This is a genomic window from Streptomyces katrae, from assembly GCF_000717655.1.
GTDB classification, from domain to species: domain Bacteria; phylum Actinomycetota; class Actinomycetes; order Streptomycetales; family Streptomycetaceae; genus Streptomyces; species Streptomyces katrae_B.
The window spans coordinates 360,725-377,937 of sequence record NZ_JNZY01000001.1; the positions used below are offsets into that span (position 1 = coordinate 360,725).

At 71.0% G+C, this 17,213-nt stretch carries 17 protein-coding genes and 1 tRNA gene; 13 read left to right on the plus strand and 5 right to left on the minus strand.

Going from position 1 to position 17,213, the window contains the following annotated elements; genetic code table 11:
• Positions 1-6: 6 nt before the first annotated feature.
• The 3 genes from IF09_RS0101710 to IF09_RS0101720 all read left to right on the plus strand — a co-directional run bounded on the left by IF09_RS0101710 (position 7) and on the right by IF09_RS0101720 (position 1,033).
• Entirely contained in the window at positions 7-378 is a 372-nt protein-coding gene (locus IF09_RS0101710) for a WhiB family transcriptional regulator (RefSeq protein ID WP_030291222.1), read from the plus strand.
• Positions 375-704: a hypothetical protein gene (locus IF09_RS0101715; RefSeq protein ID WP_030291224.1), complete on the plus strand. Its 330-nt coding sequence runs from the start codon at positions 375-377 to the stop codon at positions 702-704. Before IF09_RS0101710 ends, IF09_RS0101715 begins: the two co-directional genes overlap by 4 nt.
• Before the next feature lie 122 nt (positions 705-826).
• Positions 827-1,033 (plus strand): hypothetical protein, encoded by a 207-nt coding sequence (locus IF09_RS0101720; RefSeq protein WP_030291226.1) that lies wholly within the window; start codon positions 827-829, stop codon positions 1,031-1,033.
• A gap of 9 nt (positions 1,034-1,042) precedes the next feature.
• On the opposite strand, the gene IF09_RS0101725 is transcribed toward IF09_RS0101720, so the two are convergent.
• Both IF09_RS0101725 and IF09_RS0101730 read right to left on the minus strand, forming a co-directional pair.
• The gene (locus tag IF09_RS0101725; protein WP_030291227.1) at positions 1,043-2,374 is read right to left on the minus strand and encodes an ABC1 kinase family protein; all 1,332 of its coding nucleotides are present in this window, start codon (positions 2,372-2,374) and stop codon (positions 1,043-1,045) included.
• A gap of 159 nt (positions 2,375-2,533) precedes the next feature.
• Positions 2,534-3,640 carry a ThiF family adenylyltransferase gene (locus tag IF09_RS0101730; RefSeq protein WP_030291230.1) on the minus strand — a complete coding sequence of 369 codons (1,107 nt, stop codon included), beginning with the start codon at positions 3,638-3,640 and terminating at the stop codon, positions 2,534-2,536.
• 106 nt (positions 3,641-3,746) lie between these two features.
• Between IF09_RS0101730 and IF09_RS0101735 the strand changes: the two genes are divergently transcribed.
• The 4 genes from IF09_RS0101735 to IF09_RS0101750 all read left to right on the plus strand — a co-directional run bounded on the left by IF09_RS0101735 (position 3,747) and on the right by IF09_RS0101750 (position 7,734).
• Positions 3,747-4,391: a M48 family metallopeptidase gene (locus tag IF09_RS0101735; RefSeq protein ID WP_418953008.1), complete on the plus strand. Its 645-nt coding sequence runs from the start codon at positions 3,747-3,749 to the stop codon at positions 4,389-4,391.
• 132 nt (positions 4,392-4,523) lie between these two features.
• Complete coding sequence (locus IF09_RS0101740; protein ID WP_030291233.1) at positions 4,524-6,260, plus strand: TerD family protein; 1,737 nt, start codon at positions 4,524-4,526, stop codon at positions 6,258-6,260.
• A 20-nt stretch (positions 6,261-6,280) separates the two neighbouring features.
• Positions 6,281-6,961, plus strand: a complete 681-nt coding sequence (locus tag IF09_RS0101745; RefSeq protein ID WP_030291234.1) for an AIM24 family protein — start codon at positions 6,281-6,283, stop codon at positions 6,959-6,961.
• 17 nt (positions 6,962-6,978) lie between these two features.
• A complete protein-coding gene (locus IF09_RS0101750; RefSeq protein ID WP_030291237.1) occupies positions 6,979-7,734 on the plus strand; it encodes an AIM24 family protein in 756 nt (251 codons plus the stop codon).
• Between the two features lie 67 nt (positions 7,735-7,801).
• Here the strand turns inward: IF09_RS0101750 and IF09_RS0101755 are convergent, their stop codons facing one another.
• Together IF09_RS0101755 and IF09_RS0101760 are read right to left on the minus strand one after the other, a co-directional pair.
• Positions 7,802-8,326, minus strand: coding sequence for an NUDIX hydrolase (locus IF09_RS0101755; protein ID WP_030291239.1), 525 nt, complete (start codon positions 8,324-8,326; stop codon positions 7,802-7,804).
• Entirely contained in the window at positions 8,323-9,780 is a 1,458-nt protein-coding gene (locus tag IF09_RS0101760; RefSeq protein ID WP_030291240.1) for a zinc-dependent metalloprotease, read from the minus strand. Before IF09_RS0101760 ends, IF09_RS0101755 begins: the two co-directional genes overlap by 4 nt.
• Before the next feature lie 192 nt (positions 9,781-9,972).
• Between IF09_RS0101760 and IF09_RS0101765 the strand changes: the two genes are divergently transcribed.
• The 4 genes from IF09_RS0101765 to IF09_RS0101780 all read left to right on the plus strand — a co-directional run bounded on the left by IF09_RS0101765 (position 9,973) and on the right by IF09_RS0101780 (position 13,300).
• Positions 9,973-11,127, plus strand: a complete 1,155-nt coding sequence (locus IF09_RS0101765) for an SDR family oxidoreductase (RefSeq protein ID WP_030291242.1) — start codon at positions 9,973-9,975, stop codon at positions 11,125-11,127.
• A 149-nt stretch (positions 11,128-11,276) separates the two neighbouring features.
• Complete coding sequence (locus IF09_RS0101770; protein WP_030291245.1) at positions 11,277-11,738, plus strand: molybdenum cofactor biosynthesis protein MoaE; 462 nt, start codon at positions 11,277-11,279, stop codon at positions 11,736-11,738.
• Positions 11,739-11,894: 156 nt separating this feature from the next.
• Entirely contained in the window at positions 11,895-12,092 is a 198-nt protein-coding gene (locus IF09_RS0101775) for a hypothetical protein (RefSeq protein WP_030291247.1), read from the plus strand.
• Between the two features lie 116 nt (positions 12,093-12,208).
• On the plus strand, positions 12,209-13,300 hold the full coding sequence (locus IF09_RS0101780; protein ID WP_030291249.1) for a PDZ domain-containing protein: 1,092 nt from the start codon (positions 12,209-12,211) through the stop codon (positions 13,298-13,300).
• A 33-nt stretch (positions 13,301-13,333) separates the two neighbouring features.
• Here IF09_RS0101780 and IF09_RS0101785 read toward each other — a convergent pair whose 3' ends face one another.
• Positions 13,334-13,909, minus strand: a complete 576-nt coding sequence (locus IF09_RS0101785) for a PPA1309 family protein (RefSeq protein ID WP_030291251.1) — start codon at positions 13,907-13,909, stop codon at positions 13,334-13,336.
• Between the two features lie 142 nt (positions 13,910-14,051).
• Between IF09_RS0101785 and IF09_RS0101790 the strand changes: the two genes are divergently transcribed.
• Together IF09_RS0101790 and IF09_RS0101795 are read left to right on the plus strand one after the other, a co-directional pair.
• On the plus strand, positions 14,052-16,931 hold the full coding sequence (locus IF09_RS0101790; protein ID WP_234320863.1) for a UPF0182 family protein: 2,880 nt from the start codon (positions 14,052-14,054) through the stop codon (positions 16,929-16,931).
• 58 nt (positions 16,932-16,989) lie between these two features.
• Positions 16,990-17,063, plus strand: a tRNA-Met gene (locus tag IF09_RS0101795).
• The last annotated feature ends 150 nt before the right edge of the window (positions 17,064-17,213 follow it).

Below are 17,213 nucleotides of genomic sequence, written 5' to 3' on the forward strand. Positions count from 1 at the left end.
AACACCGTGCAACTCGAAGCGCACGCCCCGTCCGTACCGCAGACCCAGACGATCTCCCCGCCCGCAGTCCCGGAGGACTCCACCTTGACTCCCCTCACCGCGCTCACCGCGCTCGACGACGCCATCGAGAACCTCGGCGTACCCGTCGCCTGCCGTACCTACGACCCCGAGGTCTTCTTCGCCGAGTCCCCGGCGGACGTCGAGTACGCCAAGTCCCTGTGCGCCACCTGCCCGCTGGTCGAGGCCTGCCTCGCCGGTGCGGTCGAGCGCCGCGAGCCCTGGGGTGTCTGGGGTGGCGAGCTGTTCGTCCAGGGTGTCGTCGTAGCCCGGAAGCGCCCCCGTGGCCGTCCGCGCAAGAACCCGGTTGTTGCGGCATGACCGCCATCGGAACCATCGACCGCCCCGTGACGCACGACCCCTTGAAGCAGGCCTCCATGACCGCCCACACGCCGAGCGAGCAGCCGTACGGCTCCGCCACCGCAGACTTCATCACCGCCGGCGCGATCACCTCGCGTCAGAACAGGACCCGTGAAATGCAACTCATCCCAGAAGCCCTGGCTCGTGCCCATATGGACGACCGCATGCGTGAGGTCGACGCCGAGCGTCAGGCCCTGCGCCTGGTCGCCGCACGCCGCATGCAGCGGCGAGCCGAGCGCGTCTCGCTGCGCGCCCGGCGTGCACTCGCCATGGCGGTCATGCACTGATCAGCCGCTGAACTGCCGCTGACCAGCGGCGCAGCAGCGTACGGGGGGACCGGTCCGAACGGACCGGTCCCCCCGGTGCGTTGCGGACGGTTCTCCACCCCTTGCGGAGATATCGTCTGGAGGTGGACCAGCCGACTCCCCACCCCGCCCCGTCGGGACCCGAGGCCCAGCCCGTCGTCTGCGCGCGCTGCGGCAAGAAGGCACCCGACGGCGCCCCGCCCACCTGGACCTGCTCGGTGGAGAACGGGAGCAGACAGTACTTCTGCGTCGACTGCGCGCGCGCCAACCTCAGGGCGATCGAGGGCCGCCTCGATTCGTCCTGGTGGTGACCTGGGCCCTCAGGCTTCCTCGGGCAGGAACCCCGGTAGCCAGGACTCCAGTTCGCTGCGCAGCCGTACCGTCGCGCCCAGCTGACAGAGCACGCCGATGGTGCTCAGCGTCACCCGGTGGATCAGCAGGTACGAGGGCGGCAGATTGATCTGCCGGCCCAACTGGTGTGCGGGGGAACGGGGATCGGCGATCCGGGCCGCCTGACCGCGCAGCCACGGCCGCGTGAAGGTGAACTCCTCTGCCTGGGCCGGCTCGATGATGGGCAACAGGTAGTCCAGCACCGCCTCCGGGTCCAGTTCGATGGTCTCCTTCACGAACCCTTCGGCGCACAGGTGCCCGTATATCCCCTCGGCATCGCCCTCGAGCGTCATCCGCAGCGACGTGCCGATGGGCTTGGGCCAGCCGCCGGGCAGGCGGTCGACGGTGCCGAAGTCCAGCACGCCGAGGCGCATCCGGCCGTCCGCCCCCGTCAGCAGTCGGAAGTTGCCCGGGTGCGGGTCGGCGTGCAGCAGCCCGGTGCGGGCAGGCCCCGAGAAGAGGAACCGGGCCAGCAGCTGACCGGCGCCGTCGCGCTCCTCCTCGGTGCCGTCCGCTATCACCTCCGACAGCGGGGTCCCTTCCATCCACTCGGTCACCAGCACCTGGTCGCCCTGGTGCACCACGTCCGGTACGACGACGTCCTCGTCGCCCTGGAACGCGTCCGCGTGGATCCGCTGGGCCTCGGCCTCGAGCTCGTAGTCCAGCTCCTCCGCGACCCGGTCCCGCAACTCCTTGATCAGCGGCTTGACGTCCATACCGGGAATCAGCGGCCCCAGCAGCCCGGCGAACCGCCCCAGTTGCCTGAGGTCCGACAGCAGCGCCTCGCCGGCCCCCGGGTACTGGACCTTCACCGCGACCTGCCGGCCGTCGTGCCACACCGCCCGGTGCACCTGCCCGATCGAGGCGGCCGCGGCCGGCTTGTCCTCGAACTCCTCGAACAGGTCCCGCCAGTCGGCGCCCAGCCGCTCCGCCAGCACCTGGTGCACCGTCTCGGCCGGCAGCGGCGGGGCCGCCTCCTGGAGCTTGGTGAGCGCAGCCCGGTACGGCCCGGCGACCTCCTCGGGCAGGGCCGACTCGAAGACCGAGAGCGCCTGCCCGAACTTCATGGCGCCGCCCTTCAACTCCCCGAGCGTGCGGAACAGCTGCTCGGCGGTCCGCTGCTGGAGCTCGCGCGCCACGATCTCCGCGGACTTGCCCCCGATCCGCTTCCCCAGCCCCCAGGTGACCCGGCCCGCGAAGCCGAGCGGCAGCGCGGCCAGCTTGACGGTACGGGTGACCGCCTTCCGGGGAAGATCAGACATATGCCCCTCCAGTTCCCAGACTGCTGTGCCGCAAGCGGCGGTTCAGGATGACCCCTCGGCCACCCGCATCCTGTCATGGCGCCCCCACCCCACCCCGCCCGAGGCACCCGCCCCGGACCGGACACCGATCCAGCCATCGCCGGACAGCGGGTCGAGCCTTCACGACCCCGCCGCCTGCTCCGCCGGGACCCGGGCCGCCGCGCAGGGGCAGGCGGCCTGGGGGTGCAGTGGGGTCCGGTCCCAGTGGAGGGCCGGGAGGGCGGCTTCCCAGCGGGCGGCCGTGGAGGCGGGGATTTCGCCGTCGAGGAAGGACAGGGCGTGGGCCGCGGCGAGGCCGGCCACCGCCGTGGCCAGGCCCAGGTCGCAGGCCGCGGTGGAGCGGCGGCGGTGGGCCGAGCGCCATTGGACCAGCATCCGGGGCCACGCCGGGTCCGCCTCGACCCGGTCGCGTTCCATGCAGCCCGCGCACGCCGTGGCGCCCGGCAGCACCAGCGGCCCCACCAGGCCCGTGCCCTCCAGAACACCGGCATACAGGTGCGGCGTGCCGGTGGCGATCCAGTCGGCCGCGAGGCCGGGATCCGGGGCCCATGCCTGCAGGCCGTCCCGGGGCGCGACCACCACCAGGGACACCCCCGGCTCGGGTCCCTCGTGCTCGGCGGTCCGCGGCGCGCGCCCCGGGGCCGATGCGCGGACCAGCCCGGCCGCCGCCTCGGCCCGCAATCGGCCGATGCTGCCGGGCCCCAGTCCGCCCGGAGCCACATCCGCCGGCTCCACGCGGCCGCCGTCGAGGACCTCGACGCGGCCCACGCCGGCTCCTGCCAGGACCCCGGCGATCAACCCGCCCACGCGGCCGCTCCCGCGCACCTGGACCCGTATGGCCCGGCGGGCGGCGACCCCGCGCAAGTCCCCTCCCGGGTCGCGGTGGACCAGCGAGAGCGAGCCCAGATCGGGTCCGAGCCGCTCCAGGGTCTCCGGCCGCTTGCGCACCGCCTGGGCCCGCGCCCCGCCCGCGGTGGCATCGTCCAGCAGCCCGGCCGCCGCCAGCCTTTGCACCAGCGCGTCCACCTGACCCTCGGGCAGTCCCACGGCCGCCGCCTCCGCGCGCAGCAGTTCCATGCCCCGCGTCCCGTCGATCCGGTCGAGAAGCGATCCCGTCGCCGTGTCCACCGGGCCGAGCACCACCGCATGCGCGGGCGTCACCCCGAACTGCACCGTCTGCAGATCCCGCCAGGCCCTCGCCAGCGCCGGCTTCACCTTCGGATACATGGCTTTCCCCCCTCGTATGAACTCCGCCTCTTTCCCTTCTCCCGCAGAGTGCCCGCCCGCCGCATTCCGTGCGCGCATTTGTCCACAGGCAAGGGTTATTAGGCATATGAGATGGAGAAAAAGGGTGTTTCCTGTACCGGCTCAGAATCGATCATGTTCGAACCGTGGAGCAGGGCGACTTCCGCCACGGCGAGCGGGTACGGTCTTGGGCGTGTCCGCCGACCCACAGCAGCGCGCCGTCGAAGTCCGCCGGAGCGCGCGCCGCCGCAGGACCGTATCCGCCTACCGCGAGGGTGACCGTACGGTGGTCCTCATTCCTGCCCGGATGTCCGAGGCCGAGGAACGGCGATGGGTGGGGGTCATGCTCGACAAGCTGGCCGCGCAGGAGAGCAAGCGCACCCTCGGGGACGCGGAACTCACCGAGCGCGCCGAGCGTTTGTCCGAGCAGTACTTCAGCGCCCGTGCCCGCCCCCGCTCCGTGCGCTGGGTCACCAACCAGAACACCCGCTGGGGCTCCTGCACCCCGGCCGAAGGCAGCATCCGGCTCTCGCACCGCCTCCAGGGGATGCCGGAGTACGTCGTCGACTACGTGCTGCTCCACGAACTCGCCCACCTCCTCGTGCCCGGCCACGGCCCCCGCTTCTGGGAACTGCTCGAGGCCTACCCCCGCACCGAGCGGGCCCGCGGCTACCTCGAGGGAGTGGTCGCCGCCGAGCGCCTCCCCAAGGTCCCGGCGGCCCGCGAGGAATGACCCGCCCGCGCACCGTCGGGCGCGTACGTATCGATATGTACCGGGTCGGTACCGGCTTGGCCGGATGTCGGCAGATGCGGCTAGCCTGAGCGGCACGCATTTCACTGTCGGGATGGGGGACGGTCGTTACGTATGGCCAGGGAATTCCAACGCGGTCACAAGGCCAAGATCAGCGATCTGACGGCAGGCACCGATCTGTACGTGGGTGTCCAGATCGCCGGTCCCGGACTCGCCTTCGACATCAGCTGCTTCGGGCTAGACGCCAACGAGCAGTTGTCGGACGACCGCTACTTCGTCTTCTACAACCAGCCGAAGTCGCCTGAGGAGTCCATTCAGCAGCTGGGCACGCAGGCCGGCGACACCGAGTCCTTCCGGGTGACGCTCGACCGCGTTCCGGCGAGCATCCACAAGCTGTCCTTCACCGCCACGATCGACGGCGCCGGACAGATGTCGCAGATCGGCCCGGGTTACATCCGGATCGTGGCCGGCGGCGAGGAAGTCGTCCGGTATTCCTTCACGGGCGCGGAGTTCAGCACCGAGCGCGCGGTGATGCTCGGCGACTTCTACCTCAAGGACGTGTGGCGCTTCGCCGCCGTCGGCCAGGGCTTCGACGGCGGACTCGCCGCCCTGCTCAAGAACTTCGGCGGCGAGGTCGCCGAGGAGGACGAGGCGCCGGCTCAGCAGCAGCCGCAGGCCCAGGCCCAGGCCCAGGCCCAGGCCGGTGCCGCCCCGGGCTTCGCCCCGCCGCCACAGGCAGCGGCTCCGGCGCCGTCCTTCGGCGCCCCGGTCCAAGCCCCGCAGGCACCCCAGGCACCCCAGGCACCCCAGGCACCTCAGCCCCCGCACGTCCCGCAGCCGGCCCCGGCCCCCGCCCCGCAGTACCAGCAGCCGGCCGCTCCCGCCCCGGTGCACTCGGCCCCGACCATGGTCGGCCCGATCACCACCCCGCCGGCCCCCGCGCCGTACGGCCAGCCGCCCCACGCCCCGCAGCCGCCCGGCCCGCCGCCGTACGGACAGCAGCCGCAGCCCTCGTACGGCCAGATGCCCGGCCAGGGCCAGGCCCCGCCACCGGCCCCCGCCCCGTACGGCCAGCAGCCCCCCGGCTACGGCCAGGTCCCCGGCCAGCAGCCGCCCCCGTACGGCCAGGCGCCCGGGCAGGTGCCCGGCCAGCAGCCCGGCTACGGCCAGGGCGCCCCGCAGGCCGCCGGCGCCGGTCTGGCCGCCGCCCTCCAGCCGTACAAGGAAGTCCCCACCGGCACCCGCTGGACCGCGCAGAACCAGCAGCTCATGCGGGTCGACCTGGCGATGGGCGGCCAGCCCGTCCTCGCCCGCCAGGGCAGCATGGTCCTCTACCAGGGCAAGGTCGACTTCAGCTACAAGGGCGCGGGCTTCGCCGGCCGCATCGTCGGCAACGCCACCGGCCAGGAGATGCAGCTGATGCGCTGCAGCGGCCGGGGCCAGGTCTTCCTCGCCGAGAACGGTGCGCACCTGCACGCCATCGAGCTCCAGGGCGACGGGATCTGCGTCTCCGCCGAGAGCGTCCTCGCCTTCGACGAGTCCCTCCAGCACGAGGTCCGCCGCATCGAGGGCCACGGCATCCCCGGCGGAGCCCTGTTCACCATGCTGTTCCAGGGCTCCGGCACGGTGATCGTCAAGACGCACGGCACGCCGGTCGTGCTGCCCGTCACCCCGACCACCTTCGCCGACAGCAACGCCATCGTCGCGTGGTCCGCGGCCTCCCAGGTGATCGTCTCCAGCCAGGTCCGGCTGCGGCGCAACGCCTACCCCGGCCACAGCGGGGAGACCGTGAACCTCCAGTTCCGCGGCGCTCCCGGCAACTTCATCGTCGTCCAGCCGTACGAGGTCTGAGGGAGCCCGTCATGAACGCAATGAACCAGCAGCTCGCGGGCTACGCCCCCACCCCCGTCACGGCCCGCATGGAGAACCACGGCCGGGCCATGCTCAAGGTCGCCATGCAGAGCGGCCAGGACCTCTTCGCGCGCACCGGATCGATGGTCGCGTACGAGGGCTTCGTCCAGTACGAGCCCAATCCGCCGGCCCTGCGCCAGATGGCCTCGCAGTGGCTCACGGGCGAGGGCGCCCCGCTGATGAAGTGCACCGGCGACGGCCTGCTCTATCTCGCCGACTACGGCGCCGACGTCGTCGTGATCAACCTCAACAACGACGCGCTGTCGGTCAACGGCACCAACCTGCTCGCCTTCGACGCCCACCTCCAGTGGGGCGTCGAACGGGTCAAGGGCATGGCCAAGTTCGCCGGCCAGGGCCTGTTCAACGTGCAGGTCGCCGGCACCGGCTGGGTCGCGATCACCTCCCGCGGCACCCCGATCGTCGTCGACTGCGGCCGCGGCGAGGACGAGACGTACGTCGACCCCGACGCGCTCGTCGCCTGGTCCCCGAACCTCAAGGTGAAGGGCAAGCGCAGCTTCAAGGCCTCGTCGATGATCGGCCGGGGCAGCGGGGAGGCCTACCAGATGGCCTTCTCCGGCCAGGGCATCGTCGTCGTACAGCCCAGCGAGGACAGCACCGACCGGCTCCGGACCCGGGGCTGAGGGGGAGCGGACACATCATGCAGAGCGCACTTTTCGCCCACGCCGAGGCGCAGTCCCAGGAGCGGTACGCCGTCCAGAACCCGCAGCTGCTGCGGGTCACCCTGACCGGCTCCGACGACGTACTCGCCCGCAAGGGCGCGATGGTCGCCTACCAGGGGATCATCGACTTCGACGGCGAGTACCAGAGCAGCAACCAGCGCAACGCCCGCCGCCGCACCGGCGAGGGCCTCGACCTGATGCGCTGCTCCGGGCAGGGCACGGTCTACTTCGCCAACCTCGCCCAGTACGTGCACGTCGTGGACGTCGACCACGACGGGCTCACCGTCGACAGCAGCTACGTCCTGGCCATGGACTCCACCCTGCACACCGAGGTCATCGCGGTGGACAGCCAGTACGGGATCTCCGGCTCCGGCAAGTACCAGCTCAACATCTCCGGCCGCGGCAAGGTCGCGCTGATGACCTCCGGGCAGCCGCTGATGATGCAGGTCACGCCCGACAAGTACGTCAACGCCGACGCGGACGCGATCGTCGCCTGGTCCACCTCGCTGCGCGTGCAGATGCAGGCCCAGACGCACTCCACCGGCGTCTGGCGGCGGCGCGGCAACACCGGCGAGGGCTGGGAGCTCAGCTTCCTCGGCACCGGCTTCGCGCTGGTGCAGCCGAGCGAGGTGCTGCCGCCGCAGAACGCCCAGCTCGGGCAGGGCATCGCCGCGCAGTACGGCATGGGTCAGCACGGCGCCCACGCCCAGAACCAGAACAACGCCTGGAACTGAGCGGCCACACACGGAAGGGGCGGCTCCGCGGATGCGGGGCTGCCCCTTCCGGGCTGTTCAGAGCACGTCAGAGCCGCGCTCGGGTCGCCTCCATCAGCCGGACGACCGAGGTGTCGGCCACCGCCGCCACCTCCTCGTACGGGAACCAGCGCACGTCCAGCGACTCCTCGCTGATCTCCGCCACCGCGCCGGCCGGCGCCAGCGCCGCGTACTGCACGTCCAGGTGCCAGTTGCACGGCGCCGGGATCGGGTGCCGGTCCAGGCGCACCGGGCCGCCCGGCAGCAGGGTCAGCCCGGACGCGATGCCCGACTCCTCGACGGCCTCGCGCAGCGCGGCCCCGGCGAGGGTGGTGTCCTCGGGCTCGCAGTGGCCGCCCATCTGGAGCCAGATGCCGAGCTTCTTGTGCAGGGTCAGCAGGACGCGCCCGCCCGCCGGGTCGACGACCAGCGCGCTGCCGGTGATGTGCCCGGCCTGGCAGGGCTTGTAGACCCCGTCGGGGTGAGCGGCCAGGTGCTCCAGATAGAGGTCCCGCAGTTCGGGCTGGCCCTCGTAGTCCTTGAGGACCAGTACCGCGTCGTCGTACAGGCTCACTTCTTCGCTTCACCCTCGCCGTCGGAGTCACCGTCGCCCTGATCGCCCTGCTTGCCCTGGTCGGCGGCCTGATCGCGCTTCTGCGCCGCCTCGCCGAGCATCTTGTCGATCTCGGAGAAGTCCAGCTGCTCGCGGTGCACGAACCCGTCCGGGTCGTCCAGGTCGGAGGCCGTCGGCAGCATGTCCGGGTGCTCCCACAGCCCGTCGCGGCCGTCCACGCCGCGCGCGTCGGTCAGCGAGGCCCACAGCCGCGAGGCGTCCCGCAGCCGGCGCGGGCGCAGCTCCAGCCCGATCAGCGTCGCGAAGGTCTGCTCCGCGGGGCCGCCCGAGGCGCGCCGCCGGCGCATGGTCTCGCGCATGGCGTCCGCCGAGGTCAGCCGGGGCTTGGCCGCCTCGTGCACGACCGCGTCCACCCAGCCCTCGACCAGCGCGAGCGCCGTCTCCAGGCGGGCCAGCGCGGCCTTCTGCTCGGGGGTGTCCTGCGGCTGGAACATGCCGCCCTGCAGGGCTTCCTGCAGCTGCTCCGGGTTCGACGGGTCGAGCTGGCCGACCACGTCCTCCAGCTTCGAGGTGTCGACCTTGATGCCTCGCGCGTACCCCTCGACCGCGCCGAACAGGTGCGAGCGCAGCCACGGCACGTGGGCGAAGAGCCGGGCGTGGGCCGCCTCCCGCAGCGCCAGGTACAGCCGCACCTCCTCGGCGGGGACGCCCAGGTCCTTGCCGAAGCTCTCGATGTTCAGCGGCAGCAGGGCGGCCTTGCCGGCCGGCCCCAGCGGCAGGCCGATGTCGGTCGAGCCGACGACCTCGCCCGCGAGCACGCCCACGGCCTGGCCGATCTGCTGGCCGAACATGGCCCCGCCCATCGAGCGCATCATGCCGAGCAGCGGGCCCGCCATGGCCTGCATCTCCTCGGGCAGGACGCTGCCCATGGCCGCGCCGACGCGCTCGGCGACCGGGTCGACGAGCTCCTTCCACACCGGGAGGGTCGCCTCGACCCACTCGGCGCGGCTCCACGCGACGGACGTGGTGGCGCCCGAGGGCAGCGAGGTCACCCCGTCCAGCCAGTGGTCGGCCAGGCGCACGGCCTCCTCGACGGCGGACTTCTCGGCGACGCCGACGCTGGTGTCCTTCACGCCGTCCGCCGTGCCCTGGGCGACGGTCTGGCGGGCGATGTCCTTGGCCATGTCCCAGTTCACGGGACCGCCCTCGTAGCTGAGCATCTGGCCGAGCTGCTGGAAGGCCGCGCCCAGGTCGTTCGGGTTCATCGAACCGAACATCGCGGCGAACGGATTGTCCGCGCCGCCGGGGCCGCCGGCGCCGCCCGGCAGGCCCATGCCCGGGAACCCGAACGGATTCGGGCCGCCCTGACCGCCCTGATTGCCCTTCTTCTCGCCCTCGTCGCCGTTCTCCGGCTCCTCCGGCGGAAGGCCGAATCCGAATGGGGTGTCGCTCACGGGTTTCCTCGGCTCGTAGGGCCGCCGGCAGGGCCGACGGGAAATGGTCCGACAACACCACCCAGCGTAGACACCCCGCCCGCTTCCCGGGCTCGGTGCTCCGCCGGCTCCTGGGCTGCGGCAGGATGGACATCACCTGGTAGGTACGCGTCACGGCGCGTCCCTACTGAAGACAACCGCTGGAGACGCCTGGTGAGTTCCCCAGATCCGCAGGTTCGCGCGCCGCACGACGCCGAAAACCGCCCTGAGCACGGTGAAAGCGCCGACGGCGTTCGCCGGCCGCGAAACCAGGCAGCGCGAGGTCCGGTGATCGCCGTGACCGGCGCCGCCGCCGGGGTCGGGGCGGCCCTGGTGGCGCGCCTGGCCGCCTCCGACGAGGTCAAGCAGGTCGTGGCGATCGACGAGCGGCGCGGCGAGTGCGCGGCCGCGCAGTGGCACGTCCTGGACGTACGGGACCCCGCGATCGCCGAGAAGCTGCGCGGCGCCGACGTGGTCGTCCACCTGGCGCTGGACCTCGACCTCGAGACGGACCCGGCGGCCCGTACGGCGTACAACGTGCGCGGGACCCAGACCGTCCTGACGGCCGCCGCGGCGGCCGGGGTGCACCGGGTCGTGCTGTGCACCTCGGCGATGGTCTACGGGGCCCTGCCGGACAACGACATCCCGCTGTCGGAGGACTCCGAGCTGCGGGCCACGGCCGAGGCGACCGGCGTCGGCGACCTGCTGGAGATCGAGCGGCTGGGCCGCCGGGCGCCCCGGGCGCACCCCGGCCTGAACGTCACGGTGGTCCGCCCCGCGGTCCTGGTCGGCGGCACGGACACCGCCCTGACCCGCTATTTCGAGTCCCCGCGCCTGCTGGTGGTGGCCGGATCGAGGCCGACCTGGCAGTTCTGCCACGTCGAGGACCTGGTCAGCGCGCTGGAGTACGCCGCCCTGGAGAAGGTCGAGGGCGAGCTCGCGGTGGGCTGCGAGGGCTGGCTGGAGCAGGAGGAGGTCGAGGAGCTGAGCGGCATCCGCCGCATGGAGCTCCCTTCGGCGGTCGCGCTGGGCGCGGCGGCCCGGCTGCACCGGATCGGCCTGACGCCGTCCCCGGCCGGCGACCTGGCGTACACGATGCACCCGTGGGTGGTCAGCGTCAGCGGGCTGCACGCGGCGGGCTGGCGGCCGCGCTGGACCAACGAGGAGGTGCTGGCCGAGCTCCTCCAGGAGGCCGCGGGCCGGCATACCGTCGCGGGCCGCCGCCTGGGCCGCAAGGACGCCACCGCCGCGGGCGCCGCGGGTGCGACGGTGGCCCTGCTGGGCGCCGCCGCTGTGGTCCGGGCCGCCCGCCGCCGCCGGGGCCTCTGACCCCCGCCCCGCCTGATCCGTGCCGGGCCCCGGCCCGGGCCCGGCCCCGGATCGGGCGGGGGTTCTGTAGGACGCTCCATATCCGCAGGTCGTACAGCCGGTCGAATCGGCTATTCCTGGATGTGAGAGCGGTGGTGCACGATGGCTTCATGGCACCGCACTTCGACCACCCCGGCGAGCAGGCCGCTTCGGACCCGATCCGGCTGCTCGAGATCCGCGAGACCCCGCTCTCGCTCGACGAGGTCTTCACGGCCGTCGGCGACGACGCGACGGGCGGTACGACGCTCTTCGTCGGCACGGTGCGCAACCACGACGCCGGGGCGGACGTCGAGGCGCTCGGCTACTCCTGCCACCCGACGGCCGAGGCCGAGATGCGGCGCATCGCCGAGCGCGTGGTGGCCAAGTACCCGGTCCGAGCCCTGGCCGCCGTCCACCGCGTCGGCGACCTGTCCGTCGGCGATCTCGCGGTGATCGTGGCCGTGTCCTGCCCGCACCGCGGCGAGGCCTTCGAGGCCTGCCGGATGCTGATCGACGACCTGAAGCACGAGGTCCCGATCTGGAAGCACCAGACCTTCTCGGACGGCACGGAGGAATGGGTCGGCGCCTGCTGATCAGACAGGGGCCCCCGGGCGCGGGGTGGTTTTCGCGTACCGGTACTGTCCCACCCGTTCGGCCGCGCAACACGCCCTCGATTTGCGTAACCCCCTCCCGGGCACGAGCGTTGAAGCCACCAACGACACGTACTTTCGGGGCAGGGAGGCACGTCCATGGCGTCATTGGCGTGGTTGCTGATTCCGCTGTTCGCCGCCATCGGAGCGGCGATATGGGGCAGCTGGGCGGCGCGCGACCGCACTCAAGGTGACATATCCGAACTCGCGGGTTACGCGAGGTTCCGTGAAGCGATGGACAAGGCCGATCCGGCCAGGGCGAAGGCAGCGGCCCATTCCGGTTCCGACGCGGTGTGACGCGTCCCGGGCGAGGCCCCCGGGTTCCCTGAGAATCCGCTGAGAGTTTCCGTACGTGCCCTATACGGACCGGGCCCCGGCGGCCGCCCGTCAGGGCCGTCCCGTACTGTCGATCCATGCCACGCCGCACTGCGACGATGCTCGCCTCCACCCTCATGCTGTTCGCGCTGCTCTGCGCAGGGGTGTTCATCAAGGTCCCGTACTCGGAAATGAGCCCGGGCCCGACGGTGAACACGCTCGGGGACTCGCGCGGCGAGCCCGTCATCAGCATCGCGGACCACAAGACGTACCCGACCAGCGGGCACCTCAACATGACGACGGTCCGCGTCACGGGCGCCGACTACGACATGAACCTGCTCGAAGCGGTCTACGGCTGGCTGTCCGACGACAACATCGTCGTCCCGCACGAGAACCTCTACCCGGACGGGAAGACGGAGGAGCAGTCCACCCAGGAGAACGCGGAGGAGTTCAGCCAGTCGCAGGAGAGCGCCAAGGTGGCGGCCCTCAAGCAGCTGGGCACTCCGGGGGTCACCTCCCGCGTCGTGGTCTCCACCGTCGTCAAGGGCAGCCCCGCCGAGGGCGAACTGCACGCCGGTGACGTGATCCGGGCGGTCGACGGCAACCCGGTCAACGCCCCCGAGGACGTGGCCAAGCTCGTCACCAAGCACAAGGCCGGCGAGCCGGTCGAGTTCACCATCGTGCCCACGGCCGAGGCGGCCGAGGCCGAGAAGGCGCACCGCGAGCCCACCGGGTCGGCCAAGGTCGTGATCACCACCGCCAGGGCGGAGGGCGACGGGCACGCCATCGTCGGCATCCGGGCGGGCACCGACCACACCTTCCCGTTCGGGATCGACATCAAGCTCGCCGACGTCGGCGGACCGAGCGCGGGCCTGATGTTCGCCCTCGGCATCGTCGACAAGCTCACCCCGGGCGATCTGACCAGCGGCAAGTTCGTCGCGGGCACCGGCACCATCGACGACGCGGGCAAGGTCGGCCCCATCGGCGGCATCCAGATGAAGACGATCGGGGCCCGCCAGGCCGGCGCCGAGTACTTCCTGACGCCCGCCGAGAACTGCCCCTCCGCCGTCCAGCACGTACCCGACGGCCTGACCCTCGTGAAGGTCTCCACCATCGACGACGCCACGAAGGCGCTGGAGAAGATCAGCAAGGGGGACACGGCCGGGCTGCCGCAGTGCGGCAAGCCCTGACCGGTCCGCCGGAAACGGGGCGGCCGGTCCCGCTCAGTCCAGGAAGGTCGCGGCCAGCGCGTCGGCCAGGCCCGGGACCAGGCTCGCGCCGGTCAGCACCTCGGTCGACGAGTCCTTCTCGCGCAGGCGCACGGCCGACTCCCGTGACCCGTCGCGCAGCACGCCCACGGTGAGCCGCACCTCCTGCCGGTCCGGGTGCGAGGCGACCCACTTCGCCAGCTGCTTGTCGCTCAGCCCCTCCGGAACGGAGGCCTCCGCGGACGGCGGCAGCATCAGCCGCTCCACCGTCAGCGCGCAGCCCACGATCGACGGGGGCCAGGCGATGGTTCCCAGGAACTTGTCCAGCGGCGTGCCCTTCGGCACCTCGTCCTGCTCGATCGGGGTCAGCTGGCTCTTGCCCGCGTCGTCCTGGTCGAGGCCGAGCTGGCTCGCGAGCCGGGGCTCCGACTTGCGGAGCTTGGCGGTGTCGACGAGCGCGAACAGCCGGGCGGGCTTGTCCCAGCCGAGGGTGGAGGCGTACTCGTCGATCTCGAGGACGGCACGCGTCAGGGGGGTGGCCGCCATCGGCGTGCCGCCCGGGGAAGGCGAAAGGTTGGACATGGACAACATCCTGCCTCCTTTCCACCCGATACCGGGAACTGACTAAAGCCTCAGTAAGTTGCATGAGTGGGCCCTACCATCGGGGCCCAGCTTGAGAAATGTCCAGCAACGAGACTCAGCGACTTTCGAGGTGCGCACCTTGGCTTTCCAGATGCCGGACCGCGGCGGAGGCCCCTCCGGGCCACGGATGAGAGTCGGCCGCCCCTCCCGGCGTGCCCGAACTCTTCTGATGACCTTGGGCGTACTGGCCGTCCTCGGCATGGCGTTCATCATGTTCGCGGGCTTCTGGACGGACTGGCTCTGGTTCCGCTCCGTTAAGTACTCCAGCGTCTTCACCACCACCCTGTGGACCAAGATCGGCCTCTTCGCCGTCTTCGGCCTGCTGATGGCCGGTGCCGTCGGGCTGAACATCTGGCTGGCGTACCGGCTGCGGCCGCCGCTGTCCGCGATGTCGATGGAGCAGCAGAGCCTCGACCGCTACCGGATGAGCGTCGCCCCGTACAAGAAGTGGCTGCTCTTCGGGATCGCGGCGCTCGTCGGCATGATCGCGGGCGCCTCGGCGGCGGGCCAGTGGAAGACCTGGCTGATGTACGTGAACGGGGTGCCCTTCGGGCAGAAGGACCCCCAGTTCCACCTGGACGTGTCGTTCTACACCTTCGACCTGCCCTGGTACCGCTTCCTGCTCGGCTTCGGCTTCGCCGCGGTCGTGCTGTCGGTGATCGCCGCGGTCGTCGTCCACTACCTGTACGGCGGGCTGCGCGTGACCAGCCCGGGCGCCCGGGCCACCGCCGCGGCGACCGGGCACCTGTCGGTGCTGCTCGGCCTCTTCGTGACGCTGAAGGCGGTCGCGTACTGGCTCGACCGGTACGGCCTCGCCGTGAAGTCCAGCGACTTCAAGGCCGCGGACAACTGGACCGGCCTGCGCTACGTCGACGCGAACGCGTACCTGCCGGCGAAGACGATCCTCATCGCCATCGCCGCCATCTGCGCCGTGCTCTTCTTCGCGACGCTGTGGCGCCGCACCTGGCAGCTGCCCGTCATCGGCTTCGGCCTGATGGTGCTCTCGGCGATCCTGATCGGCGGGCTCTACCCGGCGATCGTGCAGAAGTTCCAGGTCCAGCCGAACGAGCAGGCCAAGGAATCGCCGTACGTCGAGAAGAACATCAAGGCGACGCGCGACGCGTACGGGATCGACCAGTCCGACGTGAAGGACTACCCGGGCGTCCCGCAGACCGAGGACAAGACCAAGCTGCGGCAGGCGGCCAACACCACCGCAAGCGTCCGGCTCCTCGACCCGAACATCGTCTCGCCGGCGTTCCAGCAGCTCCAGCAGGTCAAGGGCTACTACGCCTTCCCGTCCACGCTCGCCGTGGACCGGTACAGCGGCCAGGACACGGTCATCGGGCTGCGCGAGCTGAACATCGGCGGCATCCCGAAGAACAACTGGATCAACGACCACTTCAAGTACACGCACGGCTACGGGGTCGTCGCGGCCAAGGGCACCACCGTCAAGGACGGCGCCCCCGACTTCACGCAGTCCGACCTGCCTTCCAAGGGGATGTTCGGCACGGACTTCGAGCAGCGCATCTACTACGGCGAGCAGACGAAGCAGTACTCGATCGTCGGCGGACCGCAGAAGGAGCTCGACTACTCGGACGACAAGGGCGAGAAGGAGACGAGCTACAAGGGCGACTCCGGCGTCAACCTCGACAACCCGGTCAACAGGGCGGCGTACGCGCTCGCGTTCAACGAGCCGCAGATCCTCTACTCGGGCGCCATCGGCGACGGCTCGCGGATCCTCTACCACCGCACGCCCAAGGAGCGCGTCGAGGCCGTCGCCCCGTGGCTGACCATCGACGGCGCCCCGTACCCGGCGGTCATCGACGGCCGGATCAAGTGGATCGTCGATGCGTACACGACGACGAACGGCTACCCGTACGCCTCGCGCACCACGCTGGGCCAGAGCACCGCGGACTCGCTCACCAACAGCCAGCGCGCGGTGGTGGCGCAGGAGAACCAGGTCAACTACATCCGCAACTCGGTCAAGGCCACCGTCGACGCGTACGACGGCACGGTCAGTCTGTACCAGTGGGACACCGAGGACCCGGTCCTGAAGACCTGGATGAAGGCGTTCCCGGGGACGGTCAAGCCCAAGAGCGACATCTCCAAGCCGCTCATGGACCACCTGCGCTACCCGCAGGACCTGTTCAAGGTCCAGCGCGAGCTGCTCACCCGGTACCACGTCACGGACCCGCAGACCTTCCTCAGCGGCAGTGAGGCCTGGGCCGTCCCGGACGACCCGACGACCAAGGCCGGCACGGCGGTCCCGCCGTACTACCTGTCGATGAAGATGCCGGACCAGAAGGAGAAGGACCAGGTCTTCTCGCTCACGACGACGTTCACGCCGAACGAGCGGGACAACCTGAGCGCCTTCATGGCGGTCAACGCCGATCCCGGCACCCCGGACTACGGCAAGATCAGAATCCTGAAGCTGCCGACCAGCAAGCCGGTCGACGGCCCCAAGCAGGTGCAGAGCAAGTTCCAGTCCGAACCGAAGATCGCCGAGTCGATCCGGCTGCTGCGCGGCGGCGACTCCGAGGTCGAGTACGGCAACCTGCTCGCGGTGCCGCTGGACGGCGGGATGCTGTACGTGGAGCCGGTGTACGTGCGCAGTTCGGGGCTGAAGTACCCGCTGCTGCGCAAGGTGCTGGTGACGTACGGCGGCCAGACCGCGTTCGAGGACTCCCTGGAGAAGGCGCTGAACGTGGTCTTCGGAGCCGAGGCGCCGACGGTGCCCACAACTCCCGAGACCCCGCCGGGCGAAGGCACCACCACGCCCCCGACCGCCACGGACCCGACGGTCAAGGCGGCCCTCGACGATGCGAAGAAGGCGATCGAGGCAGCCGAGAAGGCCCGCCAGGCAGGCGACTGGGCGGCCTTCGGCAAGGCCCAGGACGACATCAAGGCGGCGCTGCAGCGGGCGATCGACGCGGAGGCGAAGCTGACGGCCCCGAAGCCCGGTACGCAGTGAGAAGGGCGCAGCGTCGGTAATGGCTCAGTCTCGCGTCGTGATACTGTGGTTTCACCGACGCGGGGTGGAGCAGCTCGGTAGCTCGCTGGGCTCATAACCCAGAGGTCGCAGGTTCAAATCCTGTCCCCGCTACTGAAGATGAAGGCCCGGATCCATGGGATCCGGGCCTTCGTCATGTCCAGGGGGACACGCGGGTGTCACGAGGTAGCCGGGACGGGTGAGTTGGGGCGGGAGCGTGTTTGACTTATCTCTCTGTGGGCATGTCGACAAAACGCTGTAGTG

Bases quoted from the DNA above. Each gene is read 5' to 3' on its own strand.
- IF09_RS0101715 (WP_030291224.1), top strand. From the start codon at position 375: ATGACCGCCATCGGAACCATCGACCGCCCCGTGACGCACGACCCCTTG.
- IF09_RS0101725 (WP_030291227.1), bottom strand. From the start codon at position 2,374: ATGTCTGATCTTCCCCGGAAGGCGGTCACCCGTACCGTCAAGCTGGCC.
- IF09_RS0101730 (WP_030291230.1), bottom strand. From the start codon at position 3,640: ATGTATCCGAAGGTGAAGCCGGCGCTGGCGAGGGCCTGGCGGGATCTG.
- IF09_RS0101735 (WP_418953008.1), top strand. From the start codon at position 3,747: ATGAGATGGAGAAAAAGGGTGTTTCCTGTACCGGCTCAGAATCGATCA.
- IF09_RS0101740 (WP_030291233.1), top strand. From the start codon at position 4,524: ATGGCCAGGGAATTCCAACGCGGTCACAAGGCCAAGATCAGCGATCTG.
- IF09_RS0101745 (WP_030291234.1), top strand. From the start codon at position 6,281: ATGAACCAGCAGCTCGCGGGCTACGCCCCCACCCCCGTCACGGCCCGC.
- IF09_RS0101750 (WP_030291237.1), top strand. From the start codon at position 6,979: ATGCAGAGCGCACTTTTCGCCCACGCCGAGGCGCAGTCCCAGGAGCGG.
- IF09_RS0101770 (WP_030291245.1), top strand. From the start codon at position 11,277: ATGGCACCGCACTTCGACCACCCCGGCGAGCAGGCCGCTTCGGACCCG.
- IF09_RS0101775 (WP_030291247.1), top strand. From the start codon at position 11,895: ATGGCGTCATTGGCGTGGTTGCTGATTCCGCTGTTCGCCGCCATCGGA.
- IF09_RS0101780 (WP_030291249.1), top strand. From the start codon at position 12,209: ATGCCACGCCGCACTGCGACGATGCTCGCCTCCACCCTCATGCTGTTC.
- IF09_RS0101785 (WP_030291251.1), bottom strand. From the start codon at position 13,909: ATGTTGTCCATGTCCAACCTTTCGCCTTCCCCGGGCGGCACGCCGATG.
- IF09_RS0101790 (WP_234320863.1), top strand. From the start codon at position 14,052: ATGCCGGACCGCGGCGGAGGCCCCTCCGGGCCACGGATGAGAGTCGGC.